Origin of the sequence: Vibrio sp. 1F263 (assembly GCF_041439035.1) — a bacterium.
GTDB classification, from domain to species: Bacteria; Pseudomonadota; Gammaproteobacteria; order Enterobacterales; family Vibrionaceae; genus Vibrio; species Vibrio tasmaniensis_A.
The window spans coordinates 36,837-60,439 of sequence record NZ_JBGONI010000034.1; the positions used below are offsets into that span (position 1 = coordinate 36,837).

16 protein-coding genes are annotated in these 23,603 nt (G+C 43.1%); 9 read left to right on the top strand and 7 right to left on the bottom strand.

Going from position 1 to position 23,603, the window contains the following annotated elements:
* Positions 1 to 81: 81 nt before the first annotated feature.
* Positions 82 to 1,119, bottom strand: coding sequence for a polysaccharide lyase family 7 protein (locus ACED25_RS18260; RefSeq protein WP_371695836.1), 1,038 nt, complete (start codon positions 1,117 to 1,119; stop codon positions 82 to 84).
* Positions 1,120 to 1,637: 518 nt separating this feature from the next.
* On the opposite strand from ACED25_RS18260, the gene ACED25_RS18265 reads away from it, so the two are divergent.
* Positions 1,638 to 2,396: an oligogalacturonate-specific porin KdgM family protein gene (locus ACED25_RS18265; protein ID WP_102257326.1), complete on the top strand. Its 759-nt coding sequence runs from the start codon at positions 1,638 to 1,640 to the stop codon at positions 2,394 to 2,396.
* Between the two features lie 220 nt (positions 2,397 to 2,616).
* Here the strand turns inward: ACED25_RS18265 and ACED25_RS18270 are convergent, their stop codons facing one another.
* From ACED25_RS18270 to ACED25_RS18280, 3 genes are all read right to left on the bottom strand, one after another.
* Positions 2,617 to 4,149: a polysaccharide lyase family 7 protein gene (locus ACED25_RS18270; RefSeq protein ID WP_371695837.1), complete on the bottom strand. Its 1,533-nt coding sequence runs from the start codon at positions 4,147 to 4,149 to the stop codon at positions 2,617 to 2,619.
* 1,148 nt (positions 4,150 to 5,297) lie between these two features.
* A complete protein-coding gene (locus ACED25_RS18275; RefSeq protein ID WP_102257328.1) occupies positions 5,298 to 6,179 on the bottom strand; it encodes an NAD(P)-dependent oxidoreductase in 882 nt (293 codons plus the stop codon).
* A gap of 550 nt (positions 6,180 to 6,729) precedes the next feature.
* The gene (locus ACED25_RS18280; protein WP_371695838.1) at positions 6,730 to 8,508 is read right to left on the bottom strand and encodes a transporter; all 1,779 of its coding nucleotides are present in this window, start codon (positions 8,506 to 8,508) and stop codon (positions 6,730 to 6,732) included.
* 1,060 nt (positions 8,509 to 9,568) lie between these two features.
* On the opposite strand from ACED25_RS18280, the gene ACED25_RS18285 reads away from it, so the two are divergent.
* From ACED25_RS18285 to ACED25_RS18300, 4 genes are all read left to right on the top strand, one after another.
* Entirely contained in the window at positions 9,569 to 10,039 is a 471-nt protein-coding gene (locus ACED25_RS18285) for a hypothetical protein (RefSeq protein WP_017077171.1), read from the top strand.
* 25 nt (positions 10,040 to 10,064) lie between these two features.
* Entirely contained in the window at positions 10,065 to 10,991 is a 927-nt protein-coding gene (locus ACED25_RS18290; RefSeq protein WP_102257330.1) for a tripartite tricarboxylate transporter substrate binding protein, read from the top strand.
* An 85-nt stretch (positions 10,992 to 11,076) separates the two neighbouring features.
* Positions 11,077 to 11,532: a tripartite tricarboxylate transporter TctB family protein gene (locus ACED25_RS18295; protein WP_029222392.1), complete on the top strand. Its 456-nt coding sequence runs from the start codon at positions 11,077 to 11,079 to the stop codon at positions 11,530 to 11,532.
* 9 nt (positions 11,533 to 11,541) lie between these two features.
* Positions 11,542 to 13,044, top strand: coding sequence for a tripartite tricarboxylate transporter permease (locus tag ACED25_RS18300; RefSeq protein ID WP_102257331.1), 1,503 nt, complete (start codon positions 11,542 to 11,544; stop codon positions 13,042 to 13,044).
* A 205-nt stretch (positions 13,045 to 13,249) separates the two neighbouring features.
* On the opposite strand, the gene ACED25_RS18305 is transcribed toward ACED25_RS18300, so the two are convergent.
* From ACED25_RS18305 to ACED25_RS18315, 3 genes are all read right to left on the bottom strand, one after another.
* On the bottom strand, positions 13,250 to 13,966 hold the full coding sequence (locus ACED25_RS18305) for a FadR/GntR family transcriptional regulator (protein WP_102257332.1): 717 nt from the start codon (positions 13,964 to 13,966) through the stop codon (positions 13,250 to 13,252).
* A 525-nt stretch (positions 13,967 to 14,491) separates the two neighbouring features.
* Positions 14,492 to 16,645 carry a heparinase II/III family protein gene (locus tag ACED25_RS18310; protein ID WP_371695839.1) on the bottom strand — a complete coding sequence of 718 codons (2,154 nt, stop codon included), beginning with the start codon at positions 16,643 to 16,645 and terminating at the stop codon, positions 14,492 to 14,494.
* A gap of 2 nt (positions 16,646 to 16,647) precedes the next feature.
* A complete protein-coding gene (locus ACED25_RS18315) occupies positions 16,648 to 18,846 on the bottom strand; it encodes a heparinase II/III family protein (protein ID WP_371695840.1) in 2,199 nt (732 codons plus the stop codon).
* A gap of 332 nt (positions 18,847 to 19,178) precedes the next feature.
* Here ACED25_RS18315 and ACED25_RS18320 point away from each other — a divergent pair, with 332 nt between their 5' ends.
* The 4 genes from ACED25_RS18320 to ACED25_RS18335 all read left to right on the top strand — a co-directional run bounded on the left by ACED25_RS18320 (position 19,179) and on the right by ACED25_RS18335 (position 23,421).
* Positions 19,179 to 19,514 carry a cupin domain-containing protein gene (locus ACED25_RS18320; RefSeq protein WP_371695841.1) on the top strand — a complete coding sequence of 112 codons (336 nt, stop codon included), beginning with the start codon at positions 19,179 to 19,181 and terminating at the stop codon, positions 19,512 to 19,514.
* Positions 19,515 to 19,548: 34 nt separating this feature from the next.
* The gene (locus ACED25_RS18325) at positions 19,549 to 20,481 is read left to right on the top strand and encodes a sugar kinase (protein ID WP_371695842.1); all 933 of its coding nucleotides are present in this window, start codon (positions 19,549 to 19,551) and stop codon (positions 20,479 to 20,481) included.
* Positions 20,482 to 20,554: 73 nt separating this feature from the next.
* A complete protein-coding gene (locus ACED25_RS18330; RefSeq protein ID WP_017069898.1) occupies positions 20,555 to 21,181 on the top strand; it encodes a bifunctional 4-hydroxy-2-oxoglutarate aldolase/2-dehydro-3-deoxy-phosphogluconate aldolase in 627 nt (208 codons plus the stop codon).
* Positions 21,182 to 21,651: 470 nt separating this feature from the next.
* The gene (locus ACED25_RS18335; protein ID WP_009846515.1) at positions 21,652 to 23,421 is read left to right on the top strand and encodes a sodium:solute symporter family protein; all 1,770 of its coding nucleotides are present in this window, start codon (positions 21,652 to 21,654) and stop codon (positions 23,419 to 23,421) included.
* Positions 23,422 to 23,603: the final 182 nt, after the last annotated feature.

Below are 23,603 nucleotides of genomic sequence, written 5' to 3' on the forward strand. Positions count from 1 at the left end.
AGGCTAGCGTTTCGATCGCCCTACTCTGTTATCTAATCAGCTCTAGCTATTAACTGCTAACTGCTAACTGCTAACTGCTAACTATTTTCCATTCAGCTTAAGTGCTGAGAAAGTCACACTGTTGTAATCGCCATTCTTTTTATCGACAGCGAAATCGCCAGTACCACCACAACCAGGCCCCCATACAGGGTGAGACTCACTCACGCTACATTGGCCGTATGCGCCCGCTTTGTAGTAGAAGTCATCTTCCGCATAACCCGTAGGTGAATCGAGTTCATCGATGCCCTTACTCAGGTCGATCTCATACTTAACGGTATCGTGGCGAGCAGTTTCAAATGTCAGGTACATCATGGTGCCTTTCACTTCCACTTTGTAGCTGAACTCTTCACCTAACGCTATCCCCGCTTCACCTGGATCTGCTGGGTTTTCCCAAGTATTGCCCCATACTGGGTAAGCAATATCGGCACGGTTAGGATCTTTTTTCTCTAGGTTACGTTCATAGTTCCAGAATACTGAACCCATTTCTTGGTCAGGAAACTTCTTATAGAAGATCTTCAGTGGTTCATTACCATGTCCATAACCAGTTCCAGCTTTGATTAGCTCGTTGTGTTTTTTAGCATGAATCTGACCAACCACAACAGAATGCGCTGGGTATTTTTCTGGGAACTTAGCGTTAATCGCAACGTGATTCACTTTTAGCGTCGCTTCTAGCGTTCCGCCAACCGCACTGTATTCAGTCGCTGCTGGGTGGCTCGACAATGCCCATTGGTTTCCTTTATCGGCCGTATCAATCGAGAAATCGGCTCCGCGCGGCATCTGACGTAACTCTGAGCGAGCATTTTTCGAGTTCTTAGTCGTAATAGCTTGGTTCTGCACTTCAAATACAAGATTGCCGTCTTTATCGAGATGGAAGAAATCACTATGTGAGTAGCTCATCATGGCTACCCCTTCTATTTCATCAACACGACCATCTTCATTAATATCCGAAGGAATCGTTATTTTCCAATTATGCATATCGAATTTATCGGCAGGTACGGGGTAAGAAACACCGTTATTTGCGAAAGTAACCATTGGCACAGTCGCTAATAACGCCACTGCTAATATGTTTTTCTTAAACATGAGTCATCCTTTATTGTTAACAGATACTGAGTACACTCTCAGCACAGAAACTACTTTTGAACACTAATTCGTCATCACGATTTTCTTTAACTCGAACAAGTCACCTGCAAAACAACATCTCTAAACCAATTTCAAATACCTGCCTCGTATTCACTGGCCTTGCCTTTTGCTACGACTGCTATTTCTAACAGTCGAGACTGTTCCCATCATCATTAGCAAACGTAAAACAATCAATTTGTCTTATGTTAACTCAATTTAAAAGGCGTATTTTTGAAGCTTAACAATATGAGAACCAAGTCATGATTAACTTGGAAAATAGAGCCACAATTGAGATGTTCATTACATTTAACTATATAAACAAGTCACTATTCGGAACTTTTGATAAATCTCACAGAAATACCACCCAGGAATAAATACCATATTTGTAATACATTAATTCAATATAATTTAAATGTTGATTTGTGAGCCACGGATATATTGGATGTATCCAAAATAAAAAATAATAGTGAGACAAAGGTATGAACTCTGTTACAAAAATTGCTGCAATTATCGCTACAACTCTTCTTGCAGGCACAGCGACTGGCGCAACTCTTGATTACCGCGCAGAACATAAGCATGAAGACGATAAATACGCGCATCGTATTAAAATTGGTGGAAGCACGAAAATAGCAGATGAGACAAAGCTATATTTTAGCGTTGAACAAAAATTTGCTCCAAATGCAGAAGGCGATATATACAACCAATTGGAGCGCGGAGATTCTGAATTTGATTGGGGTGTTCGTTATGCGTTAGATGACAAATGGTATTTGCAGCCAGGTATGCCTATTACGTTTGGCGATGAAAAAATGACACTTAAACCACAGTTTCGTGTTGGGTATAAAGCCGACTTCGGCCTAACAACGGCTCTTCGTTACCGTCATGAATTCCAAAACTATACAGACAGCTCAAGTAGTTCTCTCACAAAAGTTAACGGCGAAAAAATAGCATTAGCTGGTGAAACGGTTCAACAAGGTAAATTTACATTGACTGGCGCTTATAAGTTCCAAGATGAAGATTTAAAAAACCTTCAATTAAGTTATGAGGCGAACTACGTCAAAAGCTATGAAGATCAAGTCAAAGCGAATGGAAAAGATTGGGAATGGGATTTAGGGGTAAAAATCGGCTATAAATTCGATAATCTAAGACCTTATGTTGAATTTTGGACATCAGATTATGGCTCAGCGGAAGAGAGTGAACGTCAGTTAAAAACACGCGTTGGTGTTACATACTCATTTTAATCGCTCTCATGAACCATATCTAACGTATGCTTTAAATAGGCTTAAAAAATATCTAAGCCTTTTTTATATATAAAACCCCCTCCCACCATGCTTAGTAATTTAATATCAACTAGTTACGTAAGATTATGGGAATAGCGAAATACAATAGAAACTAACCAATAAAAACAACAAAAAATGGCCGCTAGTACTAGCGGCCATTTTTGTATGTGCAGCTGACTCGTTATTCCTGATATTTATCGTGCGACGTCGCTATTTTGTAGAATGTCGCTTGGGCATAGTCATCAAGCTCACCGTTGATGTTTTGATTGTAAACACCCGCTTTGAAATACATGTAACGCCCACCTTGATCGTAACCACTTTCGCTCATATCAACCATTTGAACAACGTCATCTTTGCCTTCACGCATTAGCGTAACAGTCATCGTGTTACCTTTTACATCAATGCGGTAGCTAAACGTCTCGCCAAGTGCAATACCTTGGTCGCCGATCTCTCCTGTCATGTCTCCGACTAAGTTGAAATAGTTATCTGTGCCTTCGTTGGTATTCTCATGAGCAAAATAAACCGTCCCTGTTTCGTGGTTCGGTAATTTTCGGTAGTAAAGACGAATGGGCTCATCATCTTTATCATGTATCTGACCAATGATGAAACGGCCAACTTCGTGCGCGTCACCGGTTGTCGTTGTATGATCAATCTTAAGCGTTGCTTCTAAAACACCATCAATCGCGCCTGCAGCTTTTAGATCTTCAACCGGAGCCGAACTAAATACCCAGTTGTTCTCATTGACACCTTTAGTGCTAATAGACGTATCACCACGACGTAGCATCTCACGCATCTCTGTACGTGCATATTTAGTATTTTTTGAGGTACGTGTACCTTTTACGTATGTCTTGAAAACCAAACCACCATCGTCTGCTGTATAAAAAATTTCTGGATGCTGATAACCATTCGCTAGGTTCCATTCTGAGACATCGTCTGGCTTGCCATTTTTATCGTGGTCAAAAGGTTGAGACAAATACCATGTCGTTAGATCGAAGTTTTCGCTTGGTGCATTACCCGCAACTGGTGACTTGGGTAGATTAGTCGGTACTGGTAAAGGAATACGAGTGTCGCATTTTACGGTGGTTTCACAAGGATATACCGCAGGTTCCCCAAAGTTACCTTTACGTAAATCTTTACGAGCTTCTTTAAGAGCTTTACTTGCTGCGGCCATTTCAGCGATCACCACTTTCTCAGCTTCAACCACATCATCGGTAATGATATGGCTTACCGGACAAGCATTGATTCCACAGTTAATTGCTGCAAGCTCAGTAACTGAGTTCCAACTGTTTTTGCTGTTACCGTGACCTACATATTTTACATAGCGTGCTTGCACTGGTTGGAACTGAAAACGCTCTAAACCAATCACTCTTCCCGAGCTTAATTGACCTTCTAAAATCGTTGTCCAGTTTTCGCCATCAACACTGACGAGCAGATCGAACTTAGATTGGCGTTGGTTCCCTTTACTAAAGGATGCTTGAATCGCATCGATTTCAATCACCGAACCGTAATCTAGCATTGCCCATTCACCGACACCGTTTGCAGACCAACGAGTCGTGATATCTTGATCAAAGATCCGATCAGGGCCATTACCATCGTGACTACTAGCCGTAATAGCGGTCGGCGTTAAAATATTTGACTTGGTGTGAGAAGCACAACCAGATATTGCGAGAATGATAGAGACAGCTAAGACGCTTTTTATATTGACCTGTTTCATATGAAATCCATTATTGTATTTAAGGTGCAGCATTAAGAGCTAAAACGAGATCGACAATGATGACACTAAAGCCGTTTATCTAACTTCATCATCTCGATAAGTTCAAACCTTACATATTCTTATAATACAAATATATCGATTAATAAAAGAAATGAGAAGATACGCAACTCCATAGAGGCTTTCTGATTTAAAAGTGTGTTGAGAGGTAAATTATGGTCACTAGCAACAGCTAAGAGCACCTTACCCTCTCGTAAAAGCTAAGAACACCAGAGAGTAGGAAGATTATAAATCTCAAATAGAACTAAGTCATAAACTCGTTCCCTTTTAAAAAACTCGTCGAGTTTCGACATAAAACGAGTGCCAAGTCACATTTTTATCAACTAAGCATTCACTAAAACCATTCAAGTCTTAGATTTATTTGTAATACAATTATCCTTAAGGTATGGTGTGTTTGAATCATAACTTAAGTTCTTTCTGGATACTTTTGTGCAATTCAAAGTGGTAATTGAAGCAACGTGCTTTAAGGTCATTGAACACGTTTAATGTAGAAACTGTCGGGGGATCTCGTTAATCGTTACTTCACTTGTCTTGCTCATTGGTTTGTCCAGACGGCTAGTCCGAATACGCCCACACAGTCACCAGCTGTGTGGGCTTTTTTTTGCTTTTCATTGACGATTGAGGACGTGATTGCTCATCCGCGCGAACGACCACACATCAACGTTACTTTGAAATATATGAGAATGGTGAGTCAGTTTATATCTAACAATGCGTGTCTATAACAAAGAGTTTCGAAGGAAATGAAGTGTTAGCAAGAAACATTGAAACATTGAAACATTGAAACATTGAAACATTGAAACATTGAAAGGCTGAGCTTAAATGAGACGAGAAACAGGTAGAGTTTAACTCAGGCAGAACAGACAGAAGCAAAAAGGTAGAGCTAGAAGAGTAGAGCTGATGATAACGGACTTTGCGAGAAAGAGTGAAGCCGTGGGAGCAAACAGGGAACTTTTGATAAAGCGGAATTGCAGATAAATCGGAATTTGGATGAGACGGGCTTGTAGATAAGACTTTGTGTAGATAAAAAACGAACCTCGCTGAGGTATCGCCGCCTAACAGACAGGCAATACCCTAGCGAGGTCGTACGTCGATTACTTCTCTAGTTTAGCGAAGTAGTCGAAGATTACTGGTACATCGTTGTTACCCATGCCAGCATCAACAGCAGCTTGTAGGCTTGTTGCAGTACCTTGAGCGATTAGAGACTCAGTACCTAGCTCTTCACAAAGTGCAAGGAAGTAACCAAGGTCTTTGTTAGCGTTAGCAACAGAGAAACCTAACTTCTCTTCGCCATCTACAGCGTAGAACTTACAGAATTGCATGAACGGAGAGTTAGATGGACCTGCAGACATGATATCAAACAGTTGTTGCCCATCAACACCAGCGCGTTGAGCAACAGCGAAAGCTTGAGACATAGTCGCAACAGTTGTCATACCCATGAAGTTGTTTACAAGCTTAGTCACGTGACCTGAACCTAGAGCACCTAGGTGGAATACGTTTTCGCCTTGCTCTTCAAGAACAGGTTTAACTTTGTTGAAAGTTTCCATGTCGCCAGCAGCCATGATGTTCAGAAGACCATCTTTAGCGTGTGCAGGTGTACGGCCTAGAGGAGCGTCGATCATGCCTGCGCCTTTCTCAGCAAGAGCTGCGCCGATCTTCTTAGTAGATGCAGGGATAGAAGTACCGAAGTCTACTAGTACTGCGCCTTCTTTGATGCCCGCTAGAACGCCGTCGTCGCCGTAAACAATTTTTTCAACAACAGCAGAAGTTGTAAGACAAAACTCAACGATGTCACTTGCTGCAGCTAGTTCTTTAGCAGAAGTGAATGCAGTCGCATTGCCGCGATCTGTAACGCGAGCAACGGCTTCAGCGCTTAGATCCATTACGTTTACGTGGTAGCCACGCTTTTGTAGGTTTTCAACCATGTTGCCGCCCATAAGACCTAGGCCAATGAAACCGATTACAGGTTTAGTCATGTTCAAACTCCAAATATAGTATTGTATGATTATATGCCCATTATAATAACTACGTCTTTCTCGTTACGCAATAGTTTTAGGGTATTGATTCGAAGGTTCGATGCAAGTTGTGACGGGGGTTCACTTTAAGAGAGAATACAGCCACGTTTTATATTTCCCCAAACTCTATGATGGGTTAAAAACCGTTCATCGGTAAAATAACAAGCGCTATATGTCATACTATTAATAGTCACAACAGATTCGTTACGCAGTTACGTTTAAATTAATTTTGCTTGGGTGGAAAAGTCTTGCTCTTGCCGCCTATGCCCTGCTTCATAAGCAAAAGCTTAGATAAAGGCTCAAGGCTTAGCTGATAATTTCCTACAATGTGGCTGGCCAACTAAGCTGCTCATCCCATCTAGAATATTTTTCTACTCTCTATCGCGGCATAGATTACTTTCTCACTTGAAAGCTAATGTCATGAGCATTTGCTGATAAAGATTAGAATCTGTAAAACAAAAATGCGACGCCCTTTCGAGTCGTCGCATTCTATCTAAATTTTCGCTATGTATTAGCTTTCAGTTACAACTTTAGCTTGCTTGCCGCCGTCATCGACCGCTTTCACAAGTAGAATACCGACACCACCCACTATCACACCACATAGGATGAAGACTAAACGCCCCCACATTGGGTTAGTCAGAAGAGCCATCAGCATAATACCAACACCCGCTACCGCAATCAGTTTACCAAGCATTTGACGTTGTTTGTTATCCAACACTTTTTGCTCTGCCGATTCTGCTACTAATGGGGTATCTAAGTTGCCAAAGAACTTATCAACATCCGCTTGACGTTCTTTTGATAGAGGCTTGTAAAACATTGTAGATAGTACGAAGAAGCCACCGGTTAGCGTGATGTGAGCAATGAGACCAATCGCAACTTTAACATCAGACCATTCACGTCCTGTTAGAGTATCAAGACCAAACACCGCTGCTACCATCTCTGCGTCGATAACAAAACCAACCACATAAGATACGATACCACCAACAACTAGCGTACCCCAACCAGCCCAATCCGGAGTCTTCTTAATAAAGAAACCAAGGAATGCAGGAATAGTCATAGGGAAACCGATTAACGCACCTACGTACATCATCGTATCAAACAGGCTCAAACCTTTAAGCGAGTTGATGAACTGTGCGATAAGGATAATAGCGAAGCCAAATACCGCTGAAGTAATTTTAGATACGGTTACTAACTCTTTCTCAGATGCTTGACCTTTACGAACGATTGTTTCGTAGAAGTTCTTAACGAAGATACCTGAGTTACGGTTTAGACCAGAATCCATTGAAGACATTGTCGCTGCAAACATCGCGGCAACTAATAGACCAACCATACCTGCTGGCATGTACTCTTGTACGAAGTATAGGTAAGCAAAGTCACCCGCTTTTTTACCTGCATTCGGGTAAGCCGCTGATAAATCAACACCTTGGCCTGCAATGAACCAAGAAGGCATGAACCAAATAAACACACCACACAACATCAACACACAAGCAAGCAGTGCAGCTTTCTTAGCGTTCTTTGAGTCTTTAGCCGCTAGGTAACGGTAAGAGTTAAGCATGTTGTTAGTAATAGAGAACTGCTTAACGAAGATGAAGAATGCCCAAATCGTAAAGATGCTTAGGTAGTTGATGTTGTTGCCCCAAAGGAACGAACCACCATCTTGTACTGGGAAGTTGTTAACAATCTCACCAACACCGCCACCTTGAACAACCGCTACAACCGCACAAGTTACCGTTACCGCCATGATAATAACCATCTGCATGAAGTCAGATGCGATTACCGCCCATGAACCACCTGTAACCGACATTGCCAATACCACTAGGCCAGTCACCCAGATAGTCATGTTCATGTCGAAACCGAAGATACCGGAAGCAATGATTGCTAATGCGTTTAACCACACACCCGCAGATACCACTGAGTTCGGCATTGAAGACCAAGTGAATACTTGTTCGTTGGTTGCACCAAAACGCATACGAATCGCTTCAATTACAGTAACAACGCGAAGTTGACGGAATTTCGGCGCGAAATATGCGTAGTTCATGAAGTAACCAAATGCGTTGGCTACGAAGATGACCGCTACAGCAAAACCATCGTTATACGCTTTACCTGCCGCACCGGTGAATGTCCATGCACTAAACTGAGTCATAAAAGCGGTTGCACCAACCATCCACCACAACATGTTACCGCCCCCGCGGAAGTAGTCACTAGTCGTACTTGTAAATGTTCTAAACATCCAACCTATCGCGATCAAGAATAGGAAATAAATGCCGACAATAATCGTGTTGAGTTCCATCGTGTATCCTTTGTCCGTTGTAATTTGTTACACGGACTATAGGTAAACAGCGAAATCATTTGTAGTACAATACTCCAAATAAGTGACCGCGATCTATATATCTGTAAAATCATTCATCATACAAGTGATCGCTATCAAATATACATCCCTCTAGATACCTTGCATATCACCTATAACCAGGGTGATTGAGAGCTTAAGTTGCGGAAATAGGCCCCAATTATTACTTCTCTTATTATAATAATTGGGCGGAATTGGATACTTAGCAGACCGCGACTTATATTGTAAATAATGATAAAGAGGTACGCTTCACATTGGTAATAAACCAATCAAATGGCAACTTGATTACCTAATGAAAAACCGATATTGATCTATATAGGATACGTAGTTCCACCTATTAAATTTAGTTGGTTAACAAGTAACGGAACGACAAACATGCGTATGCGATGACTTTGCAACTGAATAACAAACTCAACGTTAAGCCCTACCTTACCTTTGTAAATCAATCTTCCTCAAAAACTTAATACTCATTAAAATTCAACACCTTAAATTGAATTAATTAATAAAAATGGCACTTAGTAGAATTGATGTAAGAAAAATCCAATCATGAAAACCGACAAGTTCACTTAATTTTACTACTATCGACTTTAAGAATCCGTCACGAAAACAAACGCATATTGTCACGTAAAATGTCAAAGACCCGACTCTAAAATTTTAAAGCATAAATTATCTAAGGTGTTCATATCTATCCGATAATTTAATCCAATATCCGATTGCTACGCTCAACTTTCCACGGCAAATTAGTTCACACAGTCACGCCAATAAGCACTGACATTCACATTCTGATAATCAGCCGCAATCGAACTGAAACGACACCTATTCATATCACGCCTAAAAAAGACCAACATCACACTAATTTCTTAACATCATGGTTAAAACAAGACTGAAGTCTATTTAGGAGACTTCTACTTGTGATCGAAAGCGACTTCCAGAGCTTCATCAATTGAAGAAAAATTGTCATACAATATTCTATATTAAACATTCAAACATAAGGACATGTGGCATGCGCTCAATGAAAGATATCACTCAAGATGCTATCGATATCGTTAAACCCTCTATCGACAAGCTGTTTGAAAGAACCAATAGAAAAGAACTGCATATTGTCGTTATGAATCCACACCTCAAGCCTTGGGAAGCCTCTTTCGAAGACGCCATTCTTTATGAAGAGTCTTTGGGAACCCCTGATAACTGGACTATCAAGTTTGATCACCTTGCTCGTAAGAAAGCTCAGCAAGCATGGCGAGAATCGACAAGCAATCTAACACTTCATTCCCAACACCCATCTTCATTACGTGACGAAGACTTACTGTTTTATGGTTCGTTTGTTTACGGAAACGTGGTTGTTGCCTGCAGTGGCGTACAACAATGGTATGACATGCTGATCAGTGGCTGGATAGCGGTAACTATTGAACAGCTAGCAATGCACGAATACCAAACAGAAAAAGCAGAAAACCCTACAAAAACATATCGCTAATAATTAGAAACAGAAGGAACTTACTATGAGTAAATTATTGAAATCCATCATGCTGGCAGCTGGCATACTTGTTTCTGCAACGTCGATTGCAGCAGACTACCCGAGCAAAAACATTCGCTTAGTTGTCCCATTTGGCGCGGGCGGCGGTACAGATGCCGTTGGCCGTACCCTTGCAAATAGTGCGAAAGACATTTTAGGACAAAACATTTCAATCATGAACCGTACGGGTGGTGCGGGTGCCGTAGGTATGAGCTTTGGTGCCCAGCAGCGTGCGGATGGTTACACATTAACAGTAGTAACACGTGAAATCGCTTCGCTCCCTCAAATGGGTTTGATGCGCCATACCGCAGACGATTTTAGACTCATTCGCTTAGTAAATCTCGACCCAGCGGTCGTATTAGTTGCAGCAGATAGCCCATACAACACCATTAATGATCTGATTAAAGAAGCCAAAGAAAAACCTGGTAGCGTGAAATTTGCTTCAACCGCTGCGCCAAACTTCTACTTAATGTCTCTTGAAAAAGACCAAGATATTAAACTCAACGCTATCCCTTATAACGGTGCATCTGAAGCGATTCCTGCAGTACTGGGCCACCACACAGACGTAACCATGGTGACACCGGGTGAAGCTATCGCTCAACTTCGTTCAGGCCAACTAAAAGCATTAGGTGTCATGTCTGAAGAACGTATTCAGTACATTCCCGATGTTCCTACTTTGAAAGAGCAAGGTATTGATGTAGTAACAGGAACATGGCGTGGTATCGGCGCTCCAAAAGATACGCCGGATGCAGTAATCGAGAAACTAGGTGCGGTATTTGATGAAGCAATGGCAAGTGAAGAGTTCAAGTCTTTCATGGCAAAAGGCGCAATGACTATCCACAACCTTGACGATAAAGCCTTCACTACGTTCGTTTCCGAAGATACAAAATCGCTTACTGAACTAATTCAATAACATTCATCCAGAGGCACAACGATCAGTTGTGCCTTTTTTATCGGTATGTACCTTTCCCTTGCTTTACTTTTTAGGGGTAAATTCTATGTCTAACGCCAACTTAAATCGGAATGTCGTTTTCCCTTCCATAATCATCATACTAAGCGCAATAGCACTCGCGTTGATTACTCAGTTTGATCGTCCGATGTATCAAGATGCAAGTGTTGATGCAAAATTCTTCCCGATGATGATTGTGATTGCTCAAATTGCTATCTGTATTGTTCTCATCGTTCAGCACAAACTCAAAGGTGTTCCAGAACAACAAGAAGCGATGATAAGCAAGATGTCGATCTTCGGCGTGGCCTTTCTTATTGGATACGCATTACTCATCAGTGTGGTTGGCTACCTTTACGCGAGTTTGATTGCCTTTATGTTCTACCTCGTTTACTTCAAAGTTAAGAAGCCAATCTACTACGTTGTCGCCGTTGTCTTTGTGTTTGCGGTTTACTATTTGTTTGGCGAGGTGTTCTACATCGCGCTTCCTGAAGCAACCTGGTCATAGGAGGTCATGATGTTTGAATATCTAATCGATGGTCTCGCAACCGCTGTAAGTTTTGCAGTGCTACCTGTCCTTGTTTTTGGTGTACTGGGCGGCGTAATTTTAGGCGCACTACCCGGTCTAACGGCGACGATGGGCGTTGCGATTCTCCTTCCGTTTACCTTTGGCATGGAACCGACGTCAGCCCTCGTGATGTTAATTGGTGTATACATTGGTGGCATTTACGGTGGTTCTATTGCCGCAATACTACTTAAAACACCAGGGACACCAGCGTCTGCAGCAAGTGTACTCGACGGCCACACCATGGCTGTGAGAGGACAAGCAGCAAGAGCATTAAGTATTTCGGCTGTTGCTTCATTCATTGGCGGGTTACTCAGTACTATCGTCCTTATTGCCATTGCGCCTAAATTAGCGACCTTTGCACTTCGTTTTAATGCTCCAGAGTACTTCGCACTTGCTCTGTTTGGTTTAACTATCATTGCGAGCGTTTCTTCGAACAACATCTTTAAAGGGCTACTTGCGGGTACGATTGGACTACTGGTTTCTACCGTTGGGCTCGACCCAATCAGCAGTGTGCCAAGGTTTACTTTTGACATCATGGATCTCTACAGCGGAATCAATGTCATCCCTGTTTTGATTGGTTTGTTCGCTCTATCTGAAGCATTAAACCAGCTAGAGAAACTGTTCTCTGAAAAGAAAGTCGTCGCGCCGAAGTTTGACCACAAATTATTGAGCAAAGGCGACCTTAAAGAAATGCTACCAACCGCAATAAAAAGTGGTTTGATGGGAACAACCATCGGTTCTGTACCGGGTGCTGGTGCTGATATTTCGGCATTCGTTTGTTACAACGAAGCAAAACGTTCATCGAAAAATCCCGAAGAGTTTGGTAGAGGATCAGTACGAGGTCTAGCAGCAGCCGAATCTGGAAACAACGGTGTAACGGGTGGTTCGTTAGTTCCATTGTTAACACTTGGCGTTCCGGGGGATGCTGTGGCAGCGGTTCTTTTAGGCGCACTCATTGTTCAAGGTTTAACACCGGGGCCTCTGCTGTTTGCCCAAAACCCCGAAGTGGTTTATGGCGTATTCAGCTCGATGTTGGTTGCTAACCTTGTGATGCTAGTGATTGGTTTACTGGGTATTCGTTTCTTCTGCCGTATCATTGAAGTACCGAAGATCATCATGATTCCAATCATTGTCTTCCTTTCAATTGTCGGCGCTTACGCAATTAACAACTCGATGTTTGATGTGGGTATTGCAATCGGTTTCGGTCTACTTGGCTTTATCTTAACTAAACTGGATATTCCGTCTTCACCAATTCTGCTTGCGATCATCTTAGGGCCAATGGCAGAAACAAACCTTAGGAAATCACTGCTGATGTACGATGGCAGTTGGTCTTTCCTTTATGAGCGCCCTATTGCTCTCGCGTTTATCGTGTTAGCTGTATTCTCGGTTTATTCAACGTTAAAAATGAAGAAAAAGCAGAAACAAAAGCAAACTTACGAACATCATGATTAGCCGCTTGTTTAAGCTATAATATTCAAAGAACTCAAAGCCAGAGACAACAGTCTCTGGCTTTTTTCATACATGAAAGCAGCCAATTTTCGTAAACGGTAGACAACAAAAAAGTATGCACTTGGCATACCCTTTTAAGTCGTTTATCTGAGCGTAATGCTGTTCATCTCTATATGAAGTGACTCATCTACGCTCTAGATTATTTCTATTACGCCGTCGCCAAACGGTGGTTGGCATCCTGCAAGTGTGCCGCAGAAACAACTCGTGCCTTATCACTATCACCAGCCATGATTGCTTCATAGATTCTGCGGTGTTCATTGATACATGTGCTGCCCTCTTCAGAAGAGTGCACGATGAAGTTAACGAACATGGTCGTCAGAATATTGCCGAATGGCAGGTAGAAATCGTTACCTGTCGCATTAAAGATCAAGCTATGGAACCGAGTATCAATGTCTGTCCAACGCTCTTGGTCAAACACTTCAGCTTCATCCACTTCGACCATCTTTTGGAAGATCTCTGAAAGCTCGATACGTTGCTCAGCGGTCGCAAATTTTGCCGCCAGTGCACACGCTTCAGGTTCAATCGCACGGCGAAGACCTAAGAACTGTGAACAGAATTGGTCTACGTCGGTTAGGCCGTCCATCCATTCAATCAGTTGAGGATCAAGGAAGTTCCAGTATGCGCGATCCACTACACGAGTACCGATTTTCGGGCGGGATTCTAACAGACCTTTAGAGGTCAATAGTTTAACTGCTTCACGAAGTGCCGTTCGGCTGATACCAAACTGTTCACACAACGCCATTTCACCAGGAATAATAGAACCTTGTGGCAGTTCGCCAGACAAGATTCCACGAGCGATTTCACGCGCTACTTGCACGTGCAGGCTGCGCTTCGAGCCCGAAATTGAATTAAAAGTGGTAACCATAAGTTCACTTATTTTATATGTTATGTTTATGTATTATTTAAGGACCACTATAACAGTATTTCAACCTACAGCCAATTGAGTAAAATCCAAACGAATCACAACCTGCAAATTTTTATAATCAGAGATTTAAAAAACATCCTGTGAGAAACGTTATCTTAAATCACTCATAAATCCGTACTCAAAACTAACCCTCTCTGTATCGGTATGAAAACCACCAGCACAGCCTCGAAAAACCATGGAAAAAAGGTACACCTTTAGAAGCGCAATTCATTAACCGCCAGAGATTATTAAATGAGATCCCCTTCCCAAATTACATCAGCCTCTTTCCTACACGCATAAAAAAACCGAGCAACTCACAACGAGTTACTCGGTTTGACTTATTTCCGATATTCTTTGTCATCGACATTAATTTCGTTCAGTTACTTAGATGCGAACACCCTTACAATCGAACATGATATGGCGCTTCGTTCCCGCAAAACACCACATCAACACAAGCCATCGTTAAACGGCCTATGTGTCAATCATTTACAGTTGAGCAAATGACCCTTCCCACGAGTATGTCTCACCCGCGAACTCAACTGTGTGAGTTGCTTGCTGCGTGTCTTCAGCTTGGTTTGAAATACCGTAATGGTAAGTGTTACCAGAAGTAGTCTGAATGCGAACAACAGTCCCGACACTGTTATGGCCCACAACAGACACTGATTTAACCAGACCACGAGCGCCTACAGAGGCTTCGATAGACTCGTTAAAGTAACCATGCGTTTCTAGTACAGAAGCAAACACGTGGTTTTGACCAGACTGACGTAAGATAAGCGCAGGCTCACTCTTAAGGTTAAAGTCTGGATCGTTAGCACCAGTGCGAGCAAAGATTACTTCACTGCCCGCATTCGCGCTGGATACTAGGCTGTAGTAGCTGCTGTCATGTAGCCAGCTCACCAGAGAGCCCTCTTGGTTCACTTTGCCTGAAGCAACGTTCCATAAGTGCTGGTAACCGTTGTCTTCACCTAGCGGCTTCAGCGTGCTTTCGATGTTGTAGTCGAAGTCAGTACGGATGATTTGACCCGAGTGGTGAACGGGTAGGTCGTACTGGTGTTCAGCGTCAGCTTCGATGCGGTATACATCGATAACTAGTGGCTTCTCGAACTCAGGAAGTTCAGCAAGAATCACGCTGCGTTGCATGTCTACGCCGGTGTAGTACTCAGAAATTGTGCCGCTCATACCTTGCAGAGACTGGTCGTCTGCTACGAAGAAGTGCTTCTGACCAAACTTAGATTCAGCCAATGCCGTATCGAAGTTGTTCTGTGTTTTCTGATCAACCGTTACTGTGTTGTGAGCAACTGTCTGCTTACAGTAAGACTTGTTCTCTGGGATGTAACGACCGCCAAACTTAGGCTCAACGTTTACCCAGCGACCGAAGCCGTAATCGTGCAGCACTTCATGGCCACGGTTGAATACGCTTAGGTGTAGCCCATCGTAGTGACCGTGGTCTAGCGCAGAGTGGTACTGGTGATCGCTGCCGTGTTGACCAAACCAAATCAACGCCATCGTGTCGTCGTCTTGTTCGTCACGGTGACGAAGAATGCTTACGCCGCCTTTTTCGCCTTCAGGGCCGTCCGTTACAAACAGGCTACCCCAGTTGAATGCTTTGATGTCGTCTGCTGCATTGACAGCGTCAGATAGCGTTTTACCTGAAGCATGGACCCAAACATCTTGTTGGTGATTAGCCATACCAAGTAAAGTTTCAGTCTGCTCATAGCGGTGGTAACACACAGACGTTGCCATAATAACGCCTTCATCGTTAATAGAAATCGTCTTCGATGAATCGTTCAGAGCTGGCAATGTACCGTCTGGGAATGCCGTTTTGAATACCGCGTAAGACGTTGTCTTGATCACTGAGTCGTTGAATTCGTAAATACCAAGATCTGGCTGACGACGTTCAATCGCTTCTGCGAACAAGTAGATTGGACGTAGTGAGAAACGGTGGTAGTAAGGACCTTCCATGTAGTAGCCGTCTGGCGAAAACAGTTGGTCAAGTTGCGCTAAGAAACCGCCGCTTACTTTGTCGAGTTTCAGGCCGTAAAGCGCTTTGTCTACTGACTCTTGATCGTTGATTGCGTAACCACAGATACCGACTGCAGCCACTGCCCATAAACCGTGGTTGTGTACGATATCGAAGTCGTGTGCGTAAGTAACAACAAACATTTCGATCATTTGCTTAAGAAGATCGTCTTCAATCAGACGCTTTTGTTCTTCAGAAATGGTGTGGTAGATGCAGCTGTACGCACAAGAAGCGTAAAGCATCCACATGTTTTCGTTCAACGTTTGGTGGAACAGCTTACCCGGAGGGTTAGAGTCACGGCTTACGTTACTTTCAAGTGTTGGGTACACCGTCGCGTACGCAGTTAACATATCAACGATGTAATCACGGTACTTTGTTTCCTCAGTGATAAGGAACAAACGACCCGCTAGATCCATGTGGATGTAGTTTTGTTTATGACGGTTATGTTCGTAGCCGCCGCCTTCACCGTGACCTGGAACTTCAATGCCAACTTCCGCCATGTAAGCGTCAGTTTGTTTAATATCGCGAGTCAGTGCGTTACCTAAAAGGCTATCCTTGCCAAGTTCTTTACGAAGCTCTGCTGCTTCCTCAAAGTTAAGTAAAAGTGGTTGATAGCTCATTATTATTTCCCCTGCTCTGCTGTGCTTGCTAATTCTGGGTTTAAAATTGTTTCTACTGAGTAGAAGCCTGTCCAGCTGTATACTTTACCGTTCAGTTCTACTTTGTGTTCAGTGCTCTCAGTCGCGCCAAGTTGGTTGCTGATCATCACTGTCACATTTGACTTCTCTGTGGTGATTTCGACGACTGAACCGACGTTTGTATGCGCTACAACCTTGATGTCTTTCACAACGCCGCGAGCATTTACTGATTGTTCGAACTCTTCGTTAAAGTAACCGTGCGTTTCTAGAACAGAAGCGAACAGTGTTGTTTCGCCTTTGCTACGTAAAATGAATGCAGGCTCTGAACGTAGGTTGAAGCTTGGATCGTTAGCACCAGTGCGAGTAAAGACAACTTCAGCATTGTCGTTAGACGTTGCGCCTAGCCAAGTGTAGTACGTGTTGTTTTGTAGCCAGCTCACAAGTGCTGTGCCCTTCACTTCACCACTTGCGACGTTCCATAAGTGTTGATAACCGAAATCGCTGCCTAGCGTGTTTAACTCTTTGTTTGCTTGGTATTCAAAGTTAGTGCGAACAATCTGACCTGCATATTGGTGTGAGTAGTCGTATTGGTGCTCGCCTTCGCCGCCTTTTGTAGAGTCTAAGCGGTAAAGGTCTAACAATAGCGGAGATTCAAGCTCTTCAAGGTTTAACATGAACACGCTGCGTTGCATGTCAAAACCTTGGTAGTGATCGTTAGCAAATGCACTCATGCCGTTGATTTTCTCGTCTTCTACTTTAAAGAAGTGAGGCAAGCCGTGTACTGAGTCTGCACGCTCAACGTCAAAGTTATTCTGACATTTTTCATCAATGGTTACTGCATTATGAGCAATCGTTTGACGTGCGTAAGATTTGTTTTCATCTAGGTAACGACCGCCGAATTTTGGCTCAACGTTCACCCAACGGCAGAAGCCGTATTCACGTAGCACTTCTTGACCTCGGTTGAAGAAAGAAATACCCAGCGTATCGAAGTTGCCGTGACCCATGCCGTGTTGGCCGTAGTTCATCACTAACTGAGAAACGTCGCCTTTCTTATCCTGCATGCGGATAAAGCCTTGCGCGCCATTATGGCCTTCAGGGCCTTCGTTCAATTCAACACTTGGCCAGAAAGGCATGCCGATTTCTTGCTCAGCAGAAGCCACTTCATAAGCTTTAGAGAGATCAAGACCACATGGGTGCATCCATACTGCGTCTTGAATCTTCGCCATACCAAGAATGTTATGGTCTACGCCGTTTTCTGAAGAGTAGTGCTTGCTGTAAACACTCACTGCAACCTGAACACCCATGTCTGTGATGCCCATTGTACGAGAAGCATCATTCAGAGCCGGGAACTCACCGTTCGGATACGCTGTCGCCAGCATGGCTTGTACCGTGTTACCAATCACGCCGCCTTTGTAGTTGTAGATATCAACTTCAGGCATATGACGGTGAATGACTTCAGCGAAAACACATGTTGGGCGAATCGCGTAACGGTGGTAGTAAGGACCTTCCATGTAATAACCAGAAGGTGCAAACAATTGAGAAATTTGCGCTAGGAAACCGCCCGTATCGTTGCGGTCGATGCCGTAAACCGACATTTCAAGGTACTCATGCTTACCTAAAGCAAGACCACAAATACCGACTGCAGCTACTGCCCAAATACCGTGGTTGTGAATTCGGTCGAAGTCGTGTGCGTATTTAACCGTAAACATTTCTAGCATTGGTTCGAAAATGCGAGACTCAATGTTGTCACGTTGCTCTTGTGTCAGGGTTGAAGCAATACAAGAGTAAGCCAAGCTTGAGAACATTAACCAGCAGTGTTCGTTCAGGATTTGGTGGAACAAACGGCCTGTTGGGTTGGTATTTTTCTGTACGTGGTAATCAAACGTTAGATATTTGTCTGCGTATTCTTCTAGTAGTTCTGTAACGAAGTCAGCGTACTTTTGCTCTTTAGTGATCAAGAACATGCGACCAGCTAAGTTCATGTACGTGTAGTTTTGCTTATGGCGGTTATGCTCGTAACCACCCGCTTCTCCGTGACCAGGAACATCAATAGGTAAGCACATAAACGCTTCTAGGTCTTTCGCGTTCGCTGCAATGGTTTTGCCCATTAAGCTAGAACGGCCCACTTCAAGGTGAAGTTGCTCTATTTCTGCTTCAGTCAACAATACTGGTTTAGTCGTCATATTCTTTGTCACCCTCAATAAAGAGTTTATCGGTTTAAACTTTGATTAAATTTTCAAACTCCATATAAAGTAATACAATATTAGCTTTAATTGTACCTATTCGTCGCAAAATGATGAGCAGAATCACATAAACCCGCATAAGCTATTGATATGAATAGATAACACCAAATATCAGGCATTTGTTAAGTTGTTGATTTATTTGCGCTATATAAAGTATCGCTTGATCAATATCACACAACGCTAGATATATTGTATTACAATTAATCTCATTCCCTTATGATGAACACAGTTAAGTAACACTTAAAAGATTTAAACAGATTAGGAGATACACAATGAACTCTTTCTTTATTCTAGATGAAAACCCATGGGAAGAATTGGGCGGTGGTATCAAGCGTAAAATCGTCGCGTACACTGACGATCTTATGGCTGTACACCTATGTTTTGATAAGGGCGCAATTGGCCATCCTCATACTCACGAAATTCACGACCAAATCGGTTATGTTGTTCGTGGTAGCTTCGAAGCTGAAATCGAAGGTGAAAAGAAAGTGCTTAAAGAAGGCGACGCTTACTTCGCTCGTAAACACATGATGCACGGCGCCGTTGCACTAGAGCAAAACAGCATCCTTCTAGATATCTTCAACCCTGCGCGTGAAGACTTCCTAAAATAATGAATAGCGCAACCTCAGTTGCTAAGGTAAGCATATGAAATCATTAAACATCGCGGTCATTGGCGAGTGCATGGTTGAGCTACAAAAGAAACAAGACGGGCTTAAGCAAAGTTTTGGTGGCGATACACTAAATACGGCGCTTTACCTGTCACGCTTAACAAAAGAGCATGGTATCCAAACAAACTATGTAACCGCGCTAGGCACTGACCCATTCAGTACTGACATGCTAGAAAAGTGGCAAGCTGAAGGTATTGATACAAGCTTAGTGGCTCAGCTCGATCACAAACAACCAGGGCTGTATTACATCGAGACCGATGACACTGGTGAGCGTAGCTTCCACTACTGGCGTAGTGATGCTGCAGCGAAGTTCATGTTTGATCAGCAAGACACGCCTGCTCTACTTGATAAGCTATTCTCTTTTGATGCGGTTTACCTAAGCGGTATTACACTTGCTATCTTGACAGAGAACGGACGCACGCAGCTATTCAACTTCTTAGACAAATTCAAAGCTCAAGGCGGCCAAGTATTCTTCGACAATAACTACCGTCCAAAACTTTGGGAAAGCCAACAAGAAGCGGTTTCTTGGTACTTGAAAATGCTTAATTACACCGATACAGCGCTACTTACGTTCGATGACGAGCAAGAGTTGTACGGTGACGAAAGCATTGAACAGTGTATTGCACGTACGTCTGAGTCTGGTGTGAAAGAGATCATCATTAAGCGTGGCGCGAAAGACTGCCTAGTGGTTGAAAGCCAAAGCGCTCAGTACGTTGCACCCAACCCAGTAGACAACATTGTTGATACGACAGCCGCTGGCGACTCGTTCAGTGCAGGCTTCTTAGCTAAACGCTTGAGCGGTGGCAATGCGCGTGATGCAGCATTAGCAGGCCACATTGTGGCAGGGACCGTGATTCAGCATCCAGGTGCTATCATTCCTGTAGATGCGACGCCTGATTTGTCTCTATAATTACGCACTTTAACTATTAATCAAGGGTTTGCTTAGTTGAAAGCAGACCCATTATTAACGTGAGAAAGAATTCATGACTACATTAAATGAACAACTAGCAAACCTAAAAGTAATCCCTGTAATCGCTATCAACCGTGCTGAAGATGCCATCCCCCTAGGCAAAGCACTGGTTGAAAACGGCATGCCATGTGCAGAAATCACACTACGTACAGAATGTGCAATCGAAGCGATTCGCATCATGCGTAAAGAGTTCCCTGACATGCTAATCGGTTCAGGTACTGTACTGACTAACGAGCAAGTTGACGCATCTATTGAAGCTGGTGTTGATTTCATCGTAAGCCCAGGTTTCAACCCGCGCACTGTTCAATACTGTATCGATAAAGGCGTTGCTATTGTACCGGGTGTTAATAACCCGAGCCTAGTTGAGCAAGCAATGGAAATGGGCCTTCGCACGTTGAAGTTCTTCCCTGCTGAGCCTTCTGGCGGTACTGGTATGCTTAAAGCACTAACCGCTGTTTACCCTGTTAAATTCATGCCTACTGGCGGCGTAAGCTTAAAGAATGTCGATGAATACCTATCGATCCCTTCTGTACTTGCATGTGGCGGTACTTGGATGGTTCCAACTAACCTTATCGACGAAGGTAAGTGGGACGAACTAGGCAAGCTTGTTCGTGACGCAGTTGATCACGTTAACGCTTAATCTATTTTAGATTTCGTAATCAAGCCTCACTTCGGTGGGGCTTTTTGCTATCTGCCGATTATTACGCAGACTAACAGAAAATAGCGAAGTGAAAACAATAAGCTACACTTATGTACCCGTGAAAAAGTTTTCATTATTAATGTCCAAATTAACGTGAATGTCGTCGCACAACACACCAATTTGTAGCACATTTGTTACGGTTATAACTAAAATCCTATACATACCTACTCTCATAAGCACATCGCCTATATTGTAATACATATGAACCATTGAAAGGTTATTTACCTTTAACCTCTTACAAATTAAACAACCAACTAAAGCCTTAAAAAACAAACAATTAAACAAACAAACAGCAAGCCAAAAAAAATCAATGCGACCTAGATCATACTAAAGGCATATTGTAGTACAAATAAACCTTTGAACGCGTTAATCTAAGCCCAGTTAATTATGATATTTAAAAGGCTGAAAAGATGACTATTGATACTTTTGTTGTTCTCGCCTACTTCTTCTTTTTAATCGCTATTGGTTGGATGTTCCGTAAGTTCACCACGTCGACTAGTGATTACTTCAGAGGGGGCGGCAAAATGTTGTGGTGGATGGTTGGTGCAACCGCGTTCATGACACAGTTTTCAGCATGGACGTTCACAGGTGCCGCAGGACGCGCTTTCAATGACGGTTTCGTTATTGTAATCCTATTCTTAGCCAATGCTTTTGGCTACTTCATGAACTATATGTACTTCGCTCCAAAGTTCCGCCAACTTCGTGTGGTAACGGCGATCGAAGCTATTCGTCAGCGCTTTGGTAAAACGTCTGAACAGTTCTTCACATGGGCAGGTATGCCTGACAGTCTTATCTCTGCGGGTATCTGGCTGAATGGTCTCGCTATCTTCGTAGCAGCGGTATTCAACATCCCAATGGAAGCAACCATTGTGGTAACGGGTATGGTTCTAGTATTGATGGCAGTAACAGGCGGCTCTTGGGCGGTTGTTGCTTCTGACTTCATGCAAATGCTTGTAATCATGGCCGTGACAATCACTTGTGCGGTTGCAGCTTACTTCCACGGTGGTGGCTTAACTAACATCGTTGCTAACTTCGACGGCGACTTCATGTTAGGTAACAACCTAAACTACATGAGCATCTTCATACTTTGGGTTGTGTTCATCTTTGTGAAGCAATTCGGTGTAATGAACAACAGCATCAACGCTTACCGTTACCTATGTGCAAAAGACAGTGAAAACGCACGTAAAGCGGCAGGCCTAGCATGTATCCTTATGGTTGTTGGTCCACTAATTTGGTTCCTACCACCATGGTACGTAAGTGCATTCATGCCTGAGTTCGCATTAGAGTACGCTTCAATGGGGGATAAAGCGGGTGATGCTGCTTACCTAGCATTCGTACAGAACGTAATGCCAGCAGGTATGGTTGGTCTTCTTATGTCAGCAATGTTCGCTGCAACGATGTCTTCTATGGATTCAGGTTTGAACCGTAACGCTGGTATCTTTGTAATGAACTTCTACAGCCCGATTCTTCGTCAAAATGCGACTCAGAAAGAGCTGGTTATTGTAAGTAAGCTAACGACTATTATGATGGGTGTTATCATCATCGCGATTGGCTTGTTCATTAACTCTCTACGTCACTTGAGCTTGTTCGATATCGTAATGAACGTAGGTGCGTTAATTGGCTTCCCAATGCTTATTCCTGTACTACTTGGTATGTGGATTCGTAAGACGCCTGACTGGGCTGGTTGGTCTACTCTCGTGGTTGGTGGTTTCGTTTCTTACATCTTCGGTATCTCGCTTCAAGCAGAAGACATCGAGCACCTATTCGGTATGGAAACAGCGCTTACTGGCCGTGAATGGAGCGACTTGAAAGTAGGTCTTAGCTTAGCTGCTCACGTAGTGTTTACTGGTGGTTACTTCATGCTAACTTCTCGCTTCTACAAAGGCCTATCGCCTGAACGTGAGAAAGAAGTTGACCAACTATTCACTAACTGGAACACACCATTAGTAGCGGAAGGTGAAGAGCAACAAAACCTAGATACTAAACAGCGTTCAATGCTTGGTAAGCTTATCAGCACAGCAGGTTTCGGTATCCTAGCAATGGCTCTGATTCCAAACGAACCAACAGGACGCTTGTTGTTCCTACTATGTGGTTCGATGGTACTAACCGTTGGTATCCTACTGGTTAATGCGGCCAAAAACCCTGCAAAAAAGCTAAATGATGGAGCGATTCTCAAATAGTATAGAGAAAGAACACTATTCGCTTAGCTGATATAACACATAAAATAATGCCCATGCTTTCCCCCGACAGCATGGGCTTTTTGTTGTTTTATCGAGGCTATTGTTTTATCGAGGCTATTGGTTTATCGGTAAGCGTGCCATGAACACCGCATTCTAATCCTTCAGCACGAAGAATAAGATCA